Origin of the sequence: Salmonella sp. SG203 (assembly GCF_013350575.1) — a bacterium.
In the GTDB taxonomy this organism is placed as follows: domain Bacteria; phylum Pseudomonadota; class Gammaproteobacteria; order Enterobacterales; family Enterobacteriaceae; genus Salmonella; species Salmonella enterica.
Genome location: NZ_SNMT01000002.1, coordinates 241,211 through 261,350 on the forward strand (window position 1 = coordinate 241,211; position 20,140 = coordinate 261,350).

Consider the following 20,140-nt stretch of genomic DNA (forward strand, 5'->3'; position numbering starts at 1 on the left):
GCGATCCGCAAGTTTTGAGACTATCGATTTGATTTACTTATTCTGCACGTGAATATATTGAAAGGCTAAAAATTCATCCCCTTGTTTTTATTGATCTGACCTGCAAAATCGGCGTTTTGTTCAGTCGAAAAATTTCATGGTTCCTTTAGCTTCGTTTTCTTCTCTATAGATTTATATGCGCCTTCTCCGCCCCGGTTATATTCCTTAGATTGATGGCGGCTAAAGGCGAATTCGGCCTGCACGTTCTGCAGGCCGAATGCGCGTCAACGCGTTAGCTGGCTACCGCCATGCCCACGGTCATATGCAGCCCATAGAATACGCCGCGGCCAATCAATTCCCCCGCCAGCATCAGAATGAAGGCGACAGAGAGCAACGGTACCGCAGGTTGATACCCTTTTAACTGTGGCACAATCCAGCAGCACAACGCCGCCGCAAGCAGCACCATACGCCAGGCCATCAGCGAACCATAATCCGGCACCAGAGCAGACGCCTGCTGAATGGAACTATGAATCGTCGCCAGTTCCGCGCCCTGCATGGCCACCATAATGGCAATAACCACCAGCGCCAGCACCGAAACCGCAGGCAACAAACGCATCGCCCAACCGTTCACGCCCGCGATGCGCAGCAGCAGATAACCCAGTAGCGGGCCACCCATAAAGAGCGTCAGGAAGAAGCCCAGCGGCGTCCAGACGCTATACCAGGTCGGTACTGTATCGATGCTGTTATAGACGCGTACCATCATCCAGACGAAGACGACGCCCAGTACCATCGTGATAATCAGCCAGAGTGTGCGCAGTGCCGGCGGCAGCTTTTTCAGTACCGCCAGCAGCCAGCCAATCCCGCCGACCGCAAAAAACACCGAGCCGCTGGCAATTTCATTGCTCAGTGCGGAAGCACCTACGCGGTTAAGCGAGTTAAACGCGCGCATCGGCGAGCCCAGATGCAGCATCGAGGCGATAAAGCCAATCCCCATCAGCACCCACAGACCAAACATACAGGCGATCACCCGCTGCTGCGTTTCCGCGCGCAGGTCGCCCTTCATCAGCGCCAGAGCCAGAACAATAAAACCACCGGCCACGCACTGACCAAAGACCGTGAAGATCATCAACGGCCATTCATGCCATCCACTTCCCATCTTATACCTCCTTCGGATTGGCCAGATAACCGGTGGTGTCCCCGGTCGGGCGGCTGTTGGCGTTGGGTTTAATCACAATATTCGGCTTCGTGAAATGCGCGCGCGGCAACGGCGCGACGGCAGCCAGCTCACCGTGTTTTTTGCGCAGTTCGTCTATCGGGCCGAAATCCAGCGCCCGCAGCGGGCAGGATTCGACGCAGATCGGCTTTTTGCCTTCCGCCACCCGGTCATAACAGCCGTCGCACTTGGTCATATGACCTTTGGCCGCGTTGTACTGCGGCGCGCCGTACGGGCAGGCCATGTGGCAGTAGCGGCAGCCGATACAGACCTCTTCGTTCACCACCACAAAACCGTCATCGCGCTTGTGCATCGCGCCGCTCGGACAGACTTTGGTACAGGCCGGGTCTTCGCAGTGGTTACAGGAGATGGAGAGATAGTAGGCAAAGACGTTCTGGTGCCAGACGCCGTTATCTTCCTGCCAGTCGCCACCCGCATACTCATAAATGCGGCGGAAGCTGACATCCGGGGTCAAATCTTTGTAGTCCTTGCAGGCCAGTTCGCAGGTTTTGCAACCGGTGCAACGGCTGGAATCAATAAAAAATCCATACTGGGTTGTCATCGGTTACTCCTTACGCCTTTTCAACCTGAACGAGGTTCGTATGTGACGGGTTCCCCTTCGCCAGCGGAGAAGGACGTTGGGTCGTCAGTACGTTAATACATCCGCCCTGATCCACGCGTTTTGCATCCGGGTCATACCATGCGCCTTCTCCCAGGGCGACCACGCCCGGCATCATGCGCGGCGTCACTTTAGCCTCGATGTGTACTTCGCCGCGATCGTTGAAGATGCGGACTTTATCACCATTGTTGATACCGCGTTTCTGCGCATCCATTGGGTTAATCCACATTTCCTGGCGACAGGCGGCTTTCAGTACGTCTACGTTGCCATAAGTGGAATGCACACGCGCTTTATAGTGGAAACCCGTCAACTGCAGCGGGAATTTATCCGTTAGCGGATCGTTATAGTTTTCAAAACCTGGCGTGTAGATCGGTAATGGATCGATCACGTCGCCTTCCGGCAGCTCCCAGGTAGCGGCGATATCCGCCAACGCCTGTGAATAGATTTCAATCTTGCCCGATGGCGTTGTAAGTGGATTCGCTTGCGGATCTTCGCGGAAGTCTTTATAGGCGACATGGTGGCCTTCGGGGTCACGCTGTTTGAAGATGCCTTGCTTACGGAACTCCTCAAAGGTGGGCAGATTCGGAATGGATTTACGCGACTGTTCGTACAGATGACGCATCCACTCTTCTTGCGTCCGTCCTTCGGTAAACTGTTGTTCCACGCCAAGACGTTTCGCCAGTTCGCTGGTCATCTCATAAATCGTCTTACACTCGAAGCGCGGTTTAATCGCCTGGTCAGTGAAGATAACGTAAGACATGTTTCCGCAGGAGGCATCCAGCGCAAAGTCCATCTGCTCAGAAGCAGTGCAATCCGGTAACAGAATATCGGCGTATTTTGCCGACGAGGTCATATGACAGTCGATAACGACGATCATTTCGCATTTCTTGTCATCCTGCAGGATTTCGTGGGTGCGGTTAATCTCAGAGTGCTGGTTAATCAAACAGTTGCCAGCATAGTTCCAGATCATTTTGATCGGCACGTCCAGCTTATCTTTCCCCCGCACGCCATCACGCAACGCTGTCATTTCCGGGCCGCGTTCAATGGCATCGGTCCACATAAACATGGAGATGCTGGTTTCAACCGGGTTTTCTAACGTGGGCATACGTTCAAATGGCAGGGCATAAGACCCTTCGCGCGCGCCGCTGTTACCGCCGTTAATCCCAACATTACCCGTCAGGATCGCCAGCATCGAGATGGCGCGCGTGGCGATTTCTCCATTAGCATGACGTTGTGGCCCCCACCCCTGGCAAATATAGGCGGGTTTAGCGCTGCCGATTTCTCGCGCCAGCTTAATAATGCGATCCGCCGGGATACCGGTAATTTGCGCCGCCCACTCCGGCGTCTTCGCAATACCGTCTTTACCCTGGCCCAGAATATAGGCTTTGTAGTGACCGTTTTTCGGCGCGCTGGCAGGCAAGGTTTTTTCGTCATAACCGACGCAATATTTATCCAGGAACGGCTGATCGACCATGTTCTCGGTGATTAAGACATATGCCAGACCATTGACCAACGCCGCATCGGTACCTGGACGAATCGGAATCCACTCATCTTCGCGACCGGCGCCGGTGTCGGTGTAACGAGGATCGATAATGATCATCCGCGCGTTTGATTTCTGCCGCGCCTGTTCAAGATAATACGTTACACCGCCCCCGCTCATGCGGGTTTCGCCAGGGTTATTACCAAACAACACCACCAGCTTACTGTTTTCAATGTCGGATGGACTATTGCCATCCGCCCAGCCGCCATAGGTGTAATTCAGACCCGCTGCGATTTGCGCGGAAGAGTAATCACCGTAGTGGTTCAGATAACCGCCACAGCAGTTCATCAGACGAGCGACCAGCGTTTTTCCCGGCGGCCATGAACGTGTCAAAGTGCCGCCCAGCGTTCCCGTGCCATAGTTCAGATAAATGGACTCGTTGCCATACTCTTTGATAAGACGCTGCATATTGGTGGCAATGATATCGTAGGCTTCATCCCAGCTAATACGCTCAAATTTACCTTCGCCGCGCGCGCCGACGCGCTTCATCGGATACTTGAGCCGATCCGGGTTATAGACGCGACGACGCATAGAACGACCGCGCAGGCAGGCGCGAACCTGGTGCAGGCCATCGTAATCATCGTTTCCGGTATTATCCGTTTCTACATATTTGATTTCGCCATCCACAACATGCATACGTAGCGGACAACGGCTGCCACAGTTTACCGTACAGGCGCTCCAGACGACTTTCTCGCCGGTTTTCGTCGGGCTTATCGCCTCTGCGGCGTTAGCGATGCGGGTAAATGGCAGGGTAAATGCGCTACTGGCCATCGCCAGGCCGCCTATCGCGGTGGTTTTGACTAAACCACGACGGCTCACCTCGGCTGCCAGCACGGCATCAGGGATCTTAGTTTTCATAAGGGCTCACTCTGCTGCTCACAATAAAAAAAACAATAAAACGATGTATAGAATTTTATATAGCGATAGCATCGCTATAAAGTCTGATATATATCGAAAAAGTAGAAAAATAGCGTTAAAAACTGACCTTCATTCGAAATCAGTATTACCCCTAATAGGGTAGGGATTATTGTCCGGTATCAAACTGGCATAAAAAAAGCGCCCGAAGGCGCTTTTTAGAAGAGGAGAAAGCGAGGATTAGCCGATATATTCCAGTCCGTTCATGTACGGACGTAATACTTCCGGCACTTCAATGCGGCCATCAGCCTGCTGATAGTTTTCCATCACGGCCACCAGGGTACGACCTACCGCCAGACCAGAACCATTCAGGGTATGGACCAGACGGGTCTTTTTGTCGGACTTGCTGCGACAGCGTGCCTGCATACGACGCGCCTGGAAGTCCCAGACGTTAGAGCAGGAAGAGATCTCGCGGTAGGTATTCTGCGCCGGAACCCAGACTTCGAGGTCATAGGTTTTGCAGGCGCCGAAGCCCATATCGCCAGTGCACAGAATGATTTTACGGTACGGCAGTCCCAGTAGCTGGAGCACTTTTTCCGCGTGGCCGGTCATCTCTTCCAACGCAGCCATAGAATCTTCCGGGCGAACGATCTGCACCATCTCAACTTTGTCAAACTGATGCATACGAATCAGGCCACGGGTATCACGACCATAAGAACCTGCTTCAGAACGGAAACAAGGCGTATGCGCCGTCATTTTAATCGGCAGTTGATCTTCGTCGATGATTTCATCGCGTACCAGATTGGTCAGCGGAACCTCCGCCGTCGGGATCAAAGCATAGTTGCTGCTGTCTGCTTCTTCTTCCAGCGGACGGGTATGGAACAAGTCGCCTGCGAATTTCGGCAGTTGACCGGTGCCATACAGCGTGTCGTGGTTAACCAGATACGGCACGTAGTTTTCGCTATAGCCGTGCTGTTCCGTATGCAGATCCAACATGAACTGCGACAATGCGCGATGCATACGCGCAATCTGTCCTTTCATCACCACAAAACGGGAGCCGGTCAGCTTAACCGCGGCGGCAAAGTCGAGGCCGGAGTGCATTTCCCCTAAGGTGACGTGATCGCGGATTTCAAAATCAAACTCACGCGGGGTACCCCAGCGGCTGACTTCAACGTTGTCGTTTTCATCTTTACCTACCGGCACTTCATCCGCAGGCAGGTTTGGGATGGTCAGTGCGATATCGCGGATCTCCGCCAGCAAGGTATCCAGCTCGGCTTTCGCCGCATCCAGCTCTTCGCCCAGTTTATTCACTTCCAGGCGTAAAGGCTCGATATCTTCCCCGCGCGCTTTCGCCTGGCCGATGGATTTCGATCGAGAATTACGCTCCGCCTGCAGGTTTTCCGTGTTGACCTGCAAAACTTTACGACGCTCTTCAAGAGCGCGCAGCTTATCTACATCCAGCTTAAAGCCCCGGCGTGCCAGTTTTTCAGCGACTGCGTCTGGCTCATTACGCAGCAGATTGGGATCGAGCATGCTTATCCTGTGCTTATCGAATAATAAAAGGAAACGCGATCAATTGATGATCGCCTCTGATTGTATTGATGAACGTAAACCGCGTTTACGTAATAGCGACGTTTTCGCCTTACCTGACCGACGACAGCAACAACGCATCCATTGCGCTATACCCGCGGACCTCATAAGCAACGTGCTATCAGGCATAACGAGATTCATCATCAACGCCATGATACCTGGAGCATCATATTTAGAGATAACCTTACCGCAACGTTTACACTAGCGGTAGCGTTTTGTGGGGCTATTTTGATCCTGTTCAGCCAGCCAGGCGAGCTTTTCGCCAATCTTGCCTTCCAGACCACGATTTGTCGGATGATAATAGCGCGTTTGCGCGATTTCCGGCGGGAAGTACACTTCACCCGCAGCATAGGCATTGGGCTCATCGTGGGCATAGCGGTACTCCTGGCCATAGCCCATCTCTTTCATCAGTTTGGTTGGCGCATTACGCAGATGGACAGGAACGTCATAATCAGGACGTTCGCGCGCGTCGGCCAGCGCAGCCTTAAAGGCGGTATAGACGGCGTTGCTCTTCGGCGCGCAGGCGAGATAAACGATAGCCTGCGCGATCGCCCTTTCGCCTTCAGCCGGGCCAACGCGGGTAAAACAATCCCATGCGGCAATGGCGACCTGCATCGCGCGCGGATCGGCATTACCCACATCTTCCGAGGCAATCGCCAGGCAGCGACGCGCCACGTACAGCGGATCGCCTCCCGCGGTAATGATACGGGCATACCAATAGAGGGCGGCATCCGGCGCGCTGCCGCGCACTGATTTATGTAAGGCGGAAATAAGATCGTAGAAGCGATCGCCTTTGTTATCAAAACGCGCGCTGCGCTCGCCGGCGATCTCGGTCAACAAGGCGGGCAATAAAACGCGTTTGCCGCTGTCATCCGCCTCCGCCATATCAGCCATCATTTCCAGCGTATTTAAGGCGCGCCGCGCGTCGCCATTGACCAACTCAGCAATCGCTCGCCGTGTCTCATCTGGTAACACGATATCCTGATCGCCGTAACCACGCGTTTTGTCCTGCATCGCCTGGTCCAGTACTTGCTCAATATCGTCAGTGGTCAACGATTTCAGCAGATAGACCCGCGCTCGCGACAATAGCGCCGAGTTCAGCTCAAAAGAGGGATTTTCCGTGGTCGCGCCGATAAAGGTGATAGTGCCATCTTCGATATGCGGTAAAAAGGCGTCCTGTTGGCTTTTGTTAAAGCGATGCACTTCATCGACAAACAGGATGGTACGGCGTCCGGCATTACGATTCTGGCGGGCGCGCTCAATAGCTTCGCGAATCTCTTTTACCCCAGAAGTGACGGCGGAAATACGCTCGACATCGGCGCTGGCGTAGCGGGCGATCACTTCAGCGAGCGTGGTTTTCCCCGTCCCTGGCGGCCCCCATAAAATCATGGAGTGCAGATGCCCGGCCTCAATAGCGCGAGGCAACGGTTTACCTGCGGCCAGCAAATGCTGCTGGCCGATATACTGTGCTAAATTTTCCGGCCGCATTCGCGCGGCCAGCGGTTGAAACGTATTATCAGAAAAATCGAGCGACAGATTGCTCACTCATCGCCTCTACTTACGTTGGTCGTCTATCGTTACCCCTTGCGGCGGAGTAAACGTAAATTTTGACGGATCAACCGCGCCGTTTTGCTGGGATTTTAGCTGATAGGCGCTACGCTGATCGTCTTGTTCTACGGCGCTAAACTGGTGGATAGTCCCGTCGCGTCCCACATTGATGGTGAACTGTTTCAGATTGCCGTTGCTGGCTTTCGGCGTCAGCACAAAATTATCGCCATCCTGCTTAATATTATACTGCTGCCAGTCGCTGGCCTGGTTGCGGGCAATCAGCATAAACGGTGTATTTCCGGTGGCATCTTTCAACCACGTGGCGGTAGCCTGTTCTACAAACGGGTTATAGAACCATAACGTTTTGCCGTCAGAAACCAGAATACTCTCGTCAGGTTGCGTCATATGCCAGTTGAATAGATTTGGCCGCTTAACCCATAAATCACCCTGTCCCTCCTGCACCGCGGCACCGCTGCCATCGGTGACTTTTTGAGTAAAGGTGGCATGAAAGCTGCTCACTTTATCCAGACGGCTTTTCAGAGAGCTGGCGGCGTCAGCCCATACGCTGCTGGCTACAACGCTTGAAAGTAATGCACAGGCGATTGCCATTTTTTTCATCATTATTCCTCAGGTTTCGACACTCCCGACCAGGAGCTCCTTTTGCTTTCTATTCCAGGCCAAAAATCAGCATGAGGAAAGAAGAAAATACTGAATTTTGTTACCGGATGGCAGCCTGAACAGCGCTATCCGGTTTACAGGTTTACTCAAAAGGCGGCGGAGCCAACACTTCGCGATTACCGTTATGCCCCTGAGCGCTGACAATACCCTGCGCTTCCATCTGTTCGATAATACGCGCCGCACGGTTATAGCCGATGCGGAACTGACGCTGAACGCCGGAAATGGACGCTTTACGCTTCTGGGTGACGAAATTAACGGCCTGATCGAATAGCGCATCTAATTCTTCGCCGCCGTCAAAACCGCCACCGCCACCTTCGCTTTCGCTGTCGGAGGTAATGCCATCCACATATTGCGGACGACCGCGCGCTTTCCAGTCCTGCACCACCGCATGGACTTCCTGGTCACGCACAAACGCCCCATGGACACGTACCGGCATGGTGGAGTTTGGTCCGGAGTAGAGCATGTCCCCCATACCTAACAGCGACTCAGCGCCACCCTGATCAAGAATGGTGCGGGAGTCGATCTTGCTGGATACGGTAAAAGCGATACGGGTTGGAATGTTGGCTTTAATTAAACCAGTAATCACATCGACCGACGGACGCTGCGTCGCCAGTACCAGGTGAATCCCCGCAGCGCGCGCTTTCTGCGCCAGACGCGCGATCAACTCTTCAACTTTTTTACCGACGGTCATCATCAGGTCGGCAAATTCATCAACCAGTACCACGATATACGGCAGTTTTTCCAGAACCGGATGCTGAACATCCATACTGTCGCCCGGCTTCCAGTACGGGTCCGGAATCGGGCGTCCCATGCGGGCCGCTTCGGCGATTTTCTCGTTATAACCAGCCAGATTACGCACGCCGAGCGCGGACATCAGCTTATAGCGACGCTCCATCTCATTGACGCTCCAGCGTAACGCGTTAGCCGCGTCTTTCATGTCGGTAACAACTTCCGTCAGCAGATGCGGTATACCTTCATAGACCGAAAGTTCTAACATTTTCGGGTCGATCATGATAAAGCGAACGTCTTCCGGCTGCGCTTTATACAGCATACTGAGGATCATGGCGTTAACCCCGACCGACTTACCGGAACCGGTCGTACCGGCCACCAGCAGGTGAGGCATTTTCGCCAGATCCGCCACTACCGGATCGCCCGCGATATCCTTACCTAACACCACGGTAAGCGGCGACGGATTCTCGCGGAATTTGGCGTTATCCAACACTTCGCGCAGATAAACGGTTTGCCGTTTCTTGTTCGGCAATTCCAACCCTACGTAAGGTTTGCCTGGAATGACTTCCACAACACGTACGGCTACCGTTGACAAGGAGCGCGCCAGATCCCGGGAAAGGTTGGAGATACGCGCCGCTTTAACGCCCGGGGCCAGATTCAGTTCAAAGCGAGTAATGACCGGGCCTGGCGAATAGTTCACCACATCAGCTTTAATGCGGAAATCCGCCAGACGCGCTTCAACCAGACGCGCCATTTGTTCCAGCGCAAAGGTATCTACCGGTTCAACTTCGCTCGGCGGCGGCGTCAGAAGATCTAACGAAGGCAGCGGCGTCGTCGGACGCTGTAATGGACGACTGTCGCCGTTACGCATCAACAGCGGGTGGATCAGGCTGTCTTGCGGCGCTGTCGGCTGTTGCGGCTGCTGATACTGCGGCTGCGGCGCTACCGGCTGTTGCGGCTGCTGATACTGCGGCTGAGGCGCTACCAGCTGTTGCGGCTGCTGATACTGTGGCTGCGGCGCGACCGGCTGCTGCGGCTGTTGATACTGCGGCTGCGGCGCTACCGGCTGTTGCGGCTGCTGATACTGCGGCTGTGGCGCTACAGGTTGCTGCGGCTGTTGATACTGTGGCTGTGGCGCTACTGGCTGTTGCGGCTGCGGCGCTACCGGTTGCTGGACAGGCGTTGACTCGGGCATGACACCCGGCGTGAACAGCGGTTCGTGCGGGCCTTCATCAACCAATACTTTCATTGGCGAGAAATCCAGATCGTCCAGTGAGAACGGCTGTGCGCCAGCGGGTTGCTCGCCGGAATAGCGCTGCTGTTGCGAAGCGGCAAACTGGCGGGCTAATTCAGCTTCCGCAGCGGTATCGTCATCTTCTGCCTGTTGAGTATCGTGCTGATACGCCTCACCATAACGATGCTGCTGCGACTGCGCAAACTGACGGGCTAACTCGTCCTGATGCATTGCATCTATTTCTTCATCGGTTAGCTGCGCGCCCGTCTCGTACTGATTGCGCTCCGCCTCGCGGGCTTTTTCTTCTGCAATCCTCTGTGACGGCAGCTTAATACCGTACGATGCCAGTTCCCGTCGGGTCGGCACGCGAACGCGGTTCGGACGCGGCAGTTGCGGACCAATCCCCTCTTTCACCTGCGGACGCGGCGCGCCGCCGGTAGCCAGACTAAATGCAGGCGCAGCGGCCGCGGCGCCAGCTGCCAGGGCGCCACTCTTAATACCTGCGTCAAGCGACGCTGCGGCGGCTACCGCTTCCACTGGCGGTATGGACGGCGCGACAGATACCGTAGGTTTGACCGCCACGTTCTCTTTTACCGGCTCCGGAATCGGTTGATACCATGCCGCCAGTTGTTCGCGCTCACGGGCGCGTTTCTCTTCCACCTCTTCAAAATAGTAAAGCGGAGGACGGGCGGGTCTGGTCTCTTCTGTGTCAGGTTCAGGCTCGGTGGCAACCGGCTGTTCGATAACCGGCGGCGGCATGTGGGAAGGTTCAGCCGCTATCGGCTCCGGCTGATAAACCGGCGTCGGCTGATGGGTCGGCTCCGGCTGCCATTGCGGCTGTGTTTCCTGCGGCGCAAGAGAGTCATATTCTGCTGCGGTCGCTGGCGTCGCGGCGTATTGCGGCGCGGAAGCGACAGGCACAGGTTGCTGCCACGGCGCACTTTGCGCCTCCTGCGGTTGAGCATATTGCGGATGCGGCTGATACCCCTCCGGCGCAGGCGCGATAACCGGTTCGCCGGTTTGCGGTCCCGGTACGGGCTGCCACTCCACGGTCGGTTGCGCGACAACCGGCTCAGCCCCCGGCATGGGCGGCGTTTGCATTATGGGATCGGCGGACGCTGCCCACGTCTGGGTGACGGCGGTTGCAGCCGCAGCGGCGGCGACCGGTTCGGTGACAGAATGGCCGTTTAACAGCGGATCATATTCATCATATTCCGGCTGCGTCGCACGGTTGCCCGAAAACAGAACGTCGTCCGGATCGGCAGCGACGCCGCGCGCGCTATACTGAATATCCTCGTCATCATCCATCCGTTTGCCGGAAAAGAGCGCGGCATCGGTCTGACGGCCCCGTGGATTGCTGAATTTTTCAGCCAGCCGCTTACGACGCGCCAACGCGCCGCGCAAAATACGCGCCCGGCGAGATTCACGCTGCACGCCGTCGGTTTCTTCATCGTATTCGTCATCATACTCTTCGTCGTCAACCCACGTATCATCACGCCGGGTACGGTTGCTGGCGAAGGTCAGTATATTAAGCAGCCAGCCGCCTAATTTTTCGGCGATACTGACCCAGGACCAGCCGGTAAAGAGCGTCAGCCCGGCAGCCCAAATACAGAGAAGCATTATCGTTCCGCCGCTGCTATGCAACAACGGCTGCAGCGTGGTGCTTAACAGGCTGCCAATTACGCCGCCGGAGGCGAAATACCAGATATCGTCGGCATTAATGGCCGCCAGACCGCAGGAAGTGAGAATCAGCGCCAGCACGCCAATAAGGCGTAGCGACACAGCAAAATAGTCGATGTAATCATCCGTAGACTGATGACGCCACGCAAACCAACACCCGCCGACAATAATGACAGGGATGGTGTAGGCCATTACGCCAAAAATAAAGAACAGTGTATCGGCCAGCCACGCGCCCGGCGCGCCACCTAAATTATGGATGGGTTCATGCCAGGCGGTTTGCGACCAACTGGGGTCCGAAGGGTTAAAGCTCAACAAGGCCGCCATCAACCAGACGGCAAAAAGGGCAATAAGTATCAACAACGCTTCCAGAAGTCGGCGCCCGCTGCTTAACTTCGTCAATGTGACGTCTTTGTCTTCAGTATATTCCTGGCTCAAAAAAGGCTCTCCAGGTTCCAGGCTTTTCCCGCCCGATGCTAAAACGGACAACAGCACCGGGTTGCCCCGGCACTGTTGCTGTATGGATTAACAGGAGTGTAATCAAACTACGGCGATTTTGCACCTGTTCCGTGTTAGCGTGTCTTAATAACCAGACGATTACTCTGTTTTACCTCTTCCATCACTACGTAAGTTCGGGTGTCGTTCACACCTGGCAAGCGCAGCAACGTCTCTCCCAATAGTTTTCGATACGCTGACATATCCGGTACACGGGTTTTCAACAGGTAGTCGAAATCGCCGGAAACCAAATGACACTCCTGAATCTCTTCAAGCTTTTGCACGGCGGCATTAAACTGTTCAAACACATCCGGCGCGCCGCGATTTAAGGTAATCTCAACGAATACCAGAAGTGACGCATCCAGATAATGCGGGTTCAACAGCGCCGTATAGCCCTGGATAAACCCCTGTCGCTCCAGCCGACGCACACGCTCAAGGCAAGGTGTCGGCGAAAGTCCTACTCGTTTAGAAAGCTCGACGTTGGAAATACGCCCATCCTTTTGCAGTTCATTAAGAATGTTACGATCGATACGGTCGAGATCTTTGCCAGGGCGCTTCTTGCTATCTACCATTATTATTGTCTCTCTGTATTCCTTCCCTACTCCTGCCTGACTCTACTCACATCACTGTTCAGAGTCGCTGCCCATCACAATAGACCGAAACCCAGAGGGATTAACGGCGCGCAATGCCTGGTCTATGGTGAGAAGACCGTTGCCTCACGGCAGCTATCGACATCACGAATGGCGTCTGTCCACGCCATGCGTAGATTTCACTAGCCCGGTAAACATGGTATTTACATGCATGATTATGCAGCACATACATAACACAGTTTTTTTCTTCCTCGAATGTTTTCGCAAAACAGCAGGTGATTGTCAAAGCAAAACATCGATTTTTAGTACAACATGCCAGTTATTCATTAGAGAGGGCGGTAAACTGTCATTTCGTCACCTTATAAGTTACCGATTTTAATTAAAATTTGTGATGATAACGTCGCTGTCGCGGTCGTTCATCGGTTCATGCTATTACACATATTGTTAACAAAATCGTTATGCTCTTTTTTTACGTCTGTAAATTCCCTACAATTCTGCTCATTGTCTGCCAACAACTATGGGGATCTCATGGGCACGACCAAACACAGTAAGCTGCTTATTCTGGGCTCAGGACCGGCGGGATATACCGCGGCGGTGTATGCCGCACGCGCAAATTTACAGCCGGTACTTATTACCGGTATGGAAAAAGGCGGTCAACTGACTACCACGACGGAAGTGGAAAACTGGCCCGGCGATCCAAACGATTTGACCGGCCCGCTGCTAATGGAACGCATGCATGAACATGCGGCAAAATTTGAAACCGAGATAATCTTTGATCACATCAACAAAGTGGATCTGCAAAATCGTCCGTTCCGTCTGACAGGTGACAGCGCAGAGTACACTTGTGATGCGTTGATCATTGCGACCGGCGCTTCCGCGCGCTATCTGGGGCTGCCATCGGAAGAAGCCTTTAAAGGGCGCGGCGTTTCCGCCTGCGCAACCTGCGACGGTTTCTTCTACCGCAATCAGAAAGTGGCGGTGATCGGCGGCGGCAACACCGCGGTTGAAGAAGCGCTTTATCTGTCCAACATCGCTTCGGAAGTGCACCTTATCCATCGCCGTGACGGTTTCCGCGCTGAAAAAATCCTCATTAAGCGCCTGATGGATAAAGTCGAAAATGGCAATATCATTCTGCACACCAACCGGACGCTGGAAGAAGTGACCGGCGATCAGATGGGCGTTACTGGTCTGCGTCTTCGCGACACGCAGCAGAGCGATAATATCGAGACGCTGGACATCGCCGGACTTTTCGTAGCCATCGGTCATAGCCCAAACACGGCGCTCTTCGAAGGCCAGCTTGAGCTGGAAAATGGTTATATCAAAGTTCAGTCCGGTACCCATGGCAACGCCACACAAACCAGCATCCCTGGCGTATTCGCGGCGGGTGACGTCATGGATCATATTTACCGTCAGGCGATCACCTCTGCAGGCACGGGTTGTATGGCGGCGCTGGATGCTGAACGCTATCTCGATGGTCTGGTCGACGCGAGTAAATAGTTTTTACAAATCAGTAACAAAAGTAAAAAAGGCGACTATAAGTCGCCTTTATTTTTGCGTCGTTGTAACATTGCCCTGCCTGAAATTCCAATAACTCACCTGCTAAGCGTGCAATGAATAAAACCCGTCAAAAAGAGCTGACCCGCTGGTTAAAACAGCAAAGCGTAATCTCCCAACGGTGGTTGAATATTTCCCGCCTGTTGGGGTTCATGAGTGGCGTATTAATTGTCGCTCAGGCCTGGATCATGGCGCGTATCCTGCAACATATGATCATGGAGAACATTCCACGGGAAGCGCTGTTGCTCCCTTTTATCCTGCTGATACTGGTCTTTGTCCTCCGCGCCTGGGTGGTGTGGTTGCGCGAGCGCGTCGGTTTTCATGCCGGACAACATATTCGCTTTGAGATCCGCCGTCAGGTGTTGGATCGTCTGCAGCAAGCCGGCCCAGCCTGGATTCAGGGCAAGCCCGCCGGTAGCTGGGCGACGCTGGTGTTAGAACAGATTGACGATATGCATGACTATTATGCGCGCTATCTGCCGCAAATGGCGCTTGCCGTTTGCGTACCGCTCTTAATCGTGGCGGCGATTTTCCCGTCAAACTGGGCGGCGGCGCTGATTCTGCTGGGCACCGCCCCGCTCATTCCCCTATTTATGGCGATGGTGGGGATGGGCGCGGCTGACGCCAACCGCCGCAATTTCCTGGCGCTTGCCCGGCTAAGCGGCCATTTTCTTGACCGTCTGCGCGGGATGGAAACGCTGCGAATTTTCGGTCGTGGAGAAGCGGAAACCGAGAGCATTCGCGCAGCATCGCAGGATTTTCGTCAGCGCACGATGGAAGTACTGCGCCTCGCCTTTTTATCTTCCGGCGTGCTGGAATTTTTCACCTCGCTTTCTATTGCGCTGGTCGCCGTTTATTTTGGCTTCTCTTACCTGGGCGAGCTGAACTTTGGTCATTACGGTACCGGTGTGACGCTCGCCGCCGGGTTCCTCGCCTTGATCCTCGCGCCGGAGTTTTTCCAGCCATTACGCGACCTCGGCACGTTTTATCATGCTAAGGCGCAGGCGGTTGGCGCGGCGGATAGTCTGAAGACATTTCTGGAAACACCCCTTGCCCACCCGGCGCGCGGCGAAGTTGAGCTGGCGGAAAACGAACCTGTAACCATTGACGCAGTCAATCTTATTATCACCTCGCCAGAAGGCAAAACGCTTGCCGGGCCGCTGAATTTCTCATTAGCGGCAGGAGAACGCGCCGTCCTGGTAGGACGCAGCGGTTCCGGTAAAAGCTCTCTGTTGAATGTATTATCCGGTTTTCTCTCCTATCAGGGATCTTTGCGTATTAACGGTGTCGAGCTTCGCGATCTCTCGCCGGAATCCTGGCGCCAGCATCTCTCCTGGGTTGGGCAAAACCCGCAATTACCTGCGGCGACGCTACGCGAAAATGTATTACTGGCGCGCCCGGACGCCAGCGAGCAGGAACTTTATGCCGCGCTTGACGCCGCATGGGTAAGCGAGTTTTTACCGCTGCTGCCGCAGGGAGTAGACACCCCGCTCGGCAATCATGCCAGCAGACTTTCCGTCGGCCAGGCACAGCGTGTAGCGGTCGCCCGCGCGCTACTTAATCCCTGTCAACTGCTACTGCTGGATGAACCGGCGGCAAGCCTGGACGCTCACAGCGAGCAACGCGTCATGCAGGCGTTAAAAGCGGCGTCAAAACGCCAGACCACATTAATGGTGACGCATCAGTTGGAAGATCTCGCCGACTGGGACGCTATCTGGGTTATGCAAGATGGCGCGATTGTCGAACAAGGCAGTTATGCCGAACTTAGCGCCGCCAACGGCGCTTTTGCGACGTTATTGGCTCACCGTCAGGAGGATATTTAAATGCGCGCGCTACTCCCTTATCTGACGCTTTATAAACGCCACAAATGGATGCTAACGCTGGGAATTGCGCTGGCAATCCTGACCCTGCTTGCCAGTATCGGGCTGCTGACGCTTTCCGGCTGGTTCCTGTCCGCGTCCGCTATCGCAGGCTTCGCGGGAATTTACAGTTTTAACTATATGCTCCCGGCGGCCGGCGTGCGCGGCGCGGCCATTACCCGTACCGCTGGTCGTTATTTTGAACGTCTGGTAAGTCATGACGCCACGTTCCGCGTGCTGCAACATCTGCGTATTTACACCTTCAGCAAACTTCTACCGCTCTCCCCCGCGGGTCTGGCGCGATATCAGCAAGGTGAACTGCTGAACCGCATCGTTGCCGACGTCGACACGCTGGATCATCTCTATTTACGCGTCATCTCCCCGCTGGTCGGTGCTTTTGTAGTGATTATGATTGTCACCCTGGGGCTTAGCGTTCTCGACGTGACGCTGGCGATCACGCTGGGCGGCATTATGCTGTTGACGCTGTTTATTATGCCGCCGGTGTTTTATCGCGCCGGCAAAAATACCGGCCAAAATCTGACGCATCTACGCGGTCAGTATCGCCAGCAGCTCACGTCATGGTTACAGGGCCAGGCGGAACTCACCATTTTTGGCGCCAGCAAACGCTATCGGGCGCAAATGGAAGCCACCGAATTACAATGGCATGAGGCCCAACGCCGACAGTCTGAACTCACCGCCTTATCGCAGGCGTTAATGCTGCTGATTGGCGCGCTGGCGGTGATGTTAATGTTGTGGATGGCCTCCGGCGGCGTTGGCGGCAATACGCAGCCCGGCGCGCTCATCGCGCTGTTTGTCTTCTGCGCGCTGGCGGCTTTCGAGGCGCTTGCGCCCGTTACCGGCGCATTCCAGCATCTGGGGCAGGTTATCGCCTCTGCGCTTCGTATCACTGAATTAACGGAGCAAAAACCGGAGGTGACCTTTCCGCAGGCAGAAACTCCCGCGCCGGAAAAGGTCACACTCACCCTGCGGGACGTTTCGTTTCGTTATCCCGACCAGCCGATTAATGCGCTCAATGCCCTCTCATTACAGGCTAATCCTGGCGAGCATGTCGCTATTCTGGGGCGTACCGGCTGCGGAAAATCAACGCTGTTGCAGCTACTCACCCGCGCCTGGGACCCGCAACAAGGCGAAATTCTGCTCAACGATCTTCCGCTATCCTCGCTGAGCGAGTCCGCCTTACGCCGGACTATCAGCGTGGTGCCGCAGCGTGTCCACCTGTTCAGCGCCACGCTGCGTGATAATTTATTACTGGCGGCGCCCAATGCCAGCGACGAAGCCCTTTCCGACATGCTGCGTCGCGTCGGCCTCGAAAATCTGCTCGAAGATAGTGGGCTTAATAGCTGGCTCGGCGAAGGCGGTCGCCTGCTATCCGGCGGCGAACTTCGTCGTCTGGCCATCGCCCGCGCGCTGTTGCATGATGCTCCGTTAATGCTGTTGGATGAGCCCACTGAGGGGCTGGATGCGACCACCGAGAGCGAAATGCTGGAATTACTTGCCGATGTGATGCGCGAGAAAACCGTCCTGATGGTGACTCACCGTTTGCGCGGCCTGGCCCGTTTTGATCAAATCATCGTAATGGACGACGGGCGCATCATTGAGCGAGGCACTCATGCAGAATTGTTAGCCGGACAAGGGCGCTATTATCAGTTTAAACAACGTCTGTAAGCTATTATTGAACGATCCGACTTGCGTACTGGAGTTTCGCCGTCATGCGTCTGGTTCAGCTTTCCCGACATTCTATCGCCTTCCCTTCGCCGGAAGGCGCTTTACGCGAGCCTAACGGTTTACTGGCGCTGGGCGGCGATCTCAGCCCTGCCCGGTTGTTAATGGCCTACCAGCACGGGATTTTCCCGTGGTTTTCGCCGGGCGACCCGATTCTGTGGTGGTCGCCCGATCCGCGCGCCGTGCTGTGGCCTGAAAAGTTTCACCTCAGTCGCAGCATGAAGCGTTTTCACAACGCATCCCCTTACCGCGTGACGCTCAATTACGCTTTCGATCGGGTCATTGATGGATGCGCCAATCACCGTGACGAAGGCACCTGGATAACGCGTGGTATTGAGGAAGCCTATCGCCGATTACATGAATTGGGCCACGCGCACTCCATTGAAGTGTGGCGCGATCGGGAACTGGTCGGCGGGATGTATGGCGTCTCGCAGGGGGCGCTGTTTTGCGGCGAATCGATGTTTAGCCGCCAGGAGAATGCCTCTAAAACCGCACTGCTGGTTTTTTGCGCTGAATTTATCCGTCACGGCGGTAAACTTATTGATTGTCAGGTACTTAATAGTCATACCGCCTCGCTCGGCGCCATTGAAATTCCACGTCGTGACTACCTCGATCACCTCGCGGCCTTACGCCAACAGCCGCTGGCCTCCCGTTTTTGGGTGCCGCGGACATTATTTTTGCCCCGGAAGTGAATGTTTTCGGCACATTTTTTATTGGGGTGTTATAATTGCTGCCGCAGAATTGGTTTAGCTCATTATCCCGCAGCCCGTTGTCAGGTAACGCCCATCGTTTATTTCACCGTTCCCTTATATGTTGCGCTTATGTCGATACATCAGGCGGTAGTATCAGGGAAAAAGTGTATAACGCGGCGTTGTCGTGTGTCGCGGAATCATGTGCTAAACCTGGTTTGCTGTGTTTTAAACGCACAAATCTTTACTTATCAAAAGAAGTTCGGCATTATCTTGCCGGTTCAAATTATGGTAGTGATACCCCAGAGGATTAGATGGCCAAAGAAGACAATATTGAAATGCAAGGTACCGTTCTCGAAACGTTACCTAATACCATGTTCCGCGTAGAGTTAGAAAACGGTCACGTGGTTACTGCACACATCTCCGGTAAAATGCGTAAGAACTACATCCGCATCCTGACGGGCGACAAAGTGACCGTTGAGCTGACCCCGTACGACCTGAGCAAAGGCCGCATTGTCTTCCGTAGTCGCTAATTGTCTCCTCACGCCCTGAAGGGCGGCTGGATAAAAGGTCGGTTTAACCGGCCTTTTTTGCGTCCATTAAGTCGATGAATGACGAGCAGGTTACTCTTCCACCATCCGCGCATACTCTTCCGTCAAAAAATCGACCAACGCGCGTACGGAAGGTAATAATCCTCGCCGGGATGGGAACACAGCATGAATAACCTCCCGCCGGGGCTCCCACTCTTCCAGCACCGCGACCAGTTCACCGGCGGCCAGTTGTTCTTTCACCATTAAGACAGGTAACTGCACAAGCCCCACGCCCGCCATCGCCGCCTCGCGTAGCGCCAACATGTCGGTGGTAATCATACGCGGGGTAAAATGGACTTCCGCACGCGCGCCCTGCGGGCCGTAAAGTTCCCAGCGGTGGATATGCTTGCCGGATGCAAGACTTAGCCCTGGCCAATGGCTCAACTCCGCCGGCGCGGAAGGGATTCCCATCCGTGCGATAAGATCCGGGCTGGCAAACAGGCGATGCCCTCTGTCAGCCAGGACGCGCATCACCAGGTCGCTATCCTCAAACGGGCGCGGCCTGACGCGAATCGCCACATCCACCCCCTCCCCTACGACGTCCACCCGACGATTGGTCGCTTCAAGCTGTAGCGAAACATCAGGATAACGCGCCATAAACTTCGCCAGCATTGGGCCGATGTGTACATGCAGCAGCGTTACCGGGCAGGTTAGCTTCACGATACCGCGAGGTTCTACCTGCAATGCGGCAATGGCATCCTGCGCCGCCTGAGCTTCCACCAGCATCGCTTTACAGTGCTCATAGAATGTTTGTCCCACTTCGGTAACGTTAAACTGCCGGGTGGTTCGCTGAATCAATCGCACGCCCAGCCGTTCCTCCAGTTGCGCAATACGCCGGCTCAGTTTTGATTTTGGTTCATCAAGCGCACGCCCCGCCGCGGCAAACCCACCCTCTTCGACCACATGCACAAACCACGCAAAATCATTGAGATCCGTTTTTATCATTACATTGTCCTAT

General features: G+C 54.7%; 15 protein-coding genes. 6 read left to right on the top strand and 9 right to left on the bottom strand.

All coding sequences use genetic code 11. The features are described from left to right. Positions 1–271: 271 nt before the first annotated feature. From HV477_RS04295 to lrp, 8 genes are all read right to left on the bottom strand, one after another. Positions 272–1,135, bottom strand: a complete 864-nt coding sequence (locus HV477_RS04295; RefSeq protein WP_000534681.1) for a dimethyl sulfoxide reductase anchor subunit family protein — start codon at positions 1,133–1,135, stop codon at positions 272–274. Between the two features lies 1 nt (position 1,136). Further along, positions 1,137–1,754, bottom strand: a complete 618-nt coding sequence (dmsB, locus tag HV477_RS04300) for a dimethylsulfoxide reductase iron-sulfur subunit DmsB (protein ID WP_000213069.1) — start codon at positions 1,752–1,754, stop codon at positions 1,137–1,139. 10 nt (positions 1,755–1,764) lie between these two features. Continuing rightward, positions 1,765–4,209 carry a dimethylsulfoxide reductase subunit A gene (dmsA, locus tag HV477_RS04305; protein ID WP_023209544.1) on the bottom strand — a complete coding sequence of 815 codons (2,445 nt, stop codon included), beginning with the start codon at positions 4,207–4,209 and terminating at the stop codon, positions 1,765–1,767. 237 nt (positions 4,210–4,446) lie between these two features. After that, positions 4,447–5,739 (bottom strand): serine--tRNA ligase, encoded by a 1,293-nt coding sequence (gene serS, locus HV477_RS04310; protein ID WP_000886697.1) that lies wholly within the window; start codon positions 5,737–5,739, stop codon positions 4,447–4,449. Positions 5,740–5,997: 258 nt separating this feature from the next. Beyond that, positions 5,998–7,341, bottom strand: a complete 1,344-nt coding sequence (gene rarA / locus HV477_RS04315; RefSeq protein ID WP_000067785.1) for a replication-associated recombination protein RarA — start codon at positions 7,339–7,341, stop codon at positions 5,998–6,000. Positions 7,342–7,350: 9 nt separating this feature from the next. Then, complete coding sequence (gene lolA / locus HV477_RS04320; RefSeq protein WP_001519746.1) at positions 7,351–7,962, bottom strand: outer membrane lipoprotein chaperone LolA; 612 nt, start codon at positions 7,960–7,962, stop codon at positions 7,351–7,353. Positions 7,963–8,104: 142 nt separating this feature from the next. Then, positions 8,105–12,100, bottom strand: coding sequence for a DNA translocase FtsK (gene ftsK / locus HV477_RS04325; RefSeq protein ID WP_079899247.1), 3,996 nt, complete (start codon positions 12,098–12,100; stop codon positions 8,105–8,107). 134 nt (positions 12,101–12,234) lie between these two features. Continuing rightward, a complete protein-coding gene (lrp, locus tag HV477_RS04330) occupies positions 12,235–12,729 on the bottom strand; it encodes a leucine-responsive transcriptional regulator Lrp (protein WP_000228469.1) in 495 nt (164 codons plus the stop codon). Positions 12,730–13,275: 546 nt separating this feature from the next. On the opposite strand from lrp, the gene trxB reads away from it, so the two are divergent. The 6 genes from trxB (at position 13,276) to infA (ending at position 19,125) form a co-directional block, all read left to right on the top strand. After that, entirely contained in the window at positions 13,276–14,244 is a 969-nt protein-coding gene (gene trxB, locus HV477_RS04335; RefSeq protein WP_079899233.1) for a thioredoxin-disulfide reductase, read from the top strand. A 113-nt stretch (positions 14,245–14,357) separates the two neighbouring features. Further along, positions 14,358–16,124 carry a cysteine/glutathione ABC transporter permease/ATP-binding protein CydD gene (cydD, locus tag HV477_RS04340; RefSeq protein WP_001044541.1) on the top strand — a complete coding sequence of 589 codons (1,767 nt, stop codon included), beginning with the start codon at positions 14,358–14,360 and terminating at the stop codon, positions 16,122–16,124. Next, positions 16,125–17,846 carry a cysteine/glutathione ABC transporter ATP-binding protein/permease CydC gene (gene cydC / locus HV477_RS04345; RefSeq protein WP_001202257.1) on the top strand — a complete coding sequence of 574 codons (1,722 nt, stop codon included), beginning with the start codon at positions 16,125–16,127 and terminating at the stop codon, positions 17,844–17,846. 44 nt (positions 17,847–17,890) lie between these two features. Beyond that, complete coding sequence (gene aat / locus HV477_RS04350; protein ID WP_001241649.1) at positions 17,891–18,595, top strand: leucyl/phenylalanyl-tRNA--protein transferase; 705 nt, start codon at positions 17,891–17,893, stop codon at positions 18,593–18,595. Then, positions 18,596–18,979, top strand: coding sequence for a membrane protein (locus tag HV477_RS04355; RefSeq protein WP_001578948.1), 384 nt, complete (start codon positions 18,596–18,598; stop codon positions 18,977–18,979). Then, positions 18,907–19,125 (top strand): translation initiation factor IF-1, encoded by a 219-nt coding sequence (gene infA, locus HV477_RS04360; RefSeq protein WP_001040187.1) that lies wholly within the window; start codon positions 18,907–18,909, stop codon positions 19,123–19,125. The genes HV477_RS04355 and infA overlap by 73 nt, the downstream gene beginning before the upstream one ends. A gap of 90 nt (positions 19,126–19,215) precedes the next feature. Here the strand turns inward: infA and HV477_RS04365 are convergent, their stop codons facing one another. Beyond that, positions 19,216–20,127 (bottom strand): LysR family transcriptional regulator, encoded by a 912-nt coding sequence (locus HV477_RS04365; RefSeq protein ID WP_000597928.1) that lies wholly within the window; start codon positions 20,125–20,127, stop codon positions 19,216–19,218. Positions 20,128–20,140 lie beyond the last annotated feature (13 nt).